The organism is Nostoc sp. 2RC (assembly GCF_014222165.1).
Lineage (GTDB): Bacteria > Cyanobacteriota > Cyanobacteriia > Cyanobacteriales > Nostocaceae > Nostoc > Nostoc linckia.
The window spans coordinates 1-206 of record NZ_JACKZU010000869.1; the positions used below are offsets into that span (position 1 = coordinate 1).

Genomic DNA, 206 nt, shown 5'->3' on the forward strand with positions numbered 1-206 from the left:
ATAGTTCCGCCAGCAAAGGAAAACCCCACTGAGGCAATTTCTGTTCTCAGCAACGACTCGTCTTTAAGTCAAACTCCACCACAACCTGCTGCTGTTCCACCAGCAAATCAAACTTTAATACAGCCTGACATAGTTCCGCCAGCAAAGGAAAACCCCACTGAGGCAATTTCTGTTCTCAGCAACGACTCGTCTTTAAGTCAAACTCC

1 protein-coding gene is annotated in these 206 nt (G+C 46.6%); it reads left to right on the forward strand.

Annotated elements, in window-relative coordinates:
* Positions 1–206: hypothetical protein (locus GNE10_RS35310; protein ID WP_221643117.1), on the forward strand; the 206-nt coding region annotated here is incomplete at both ends.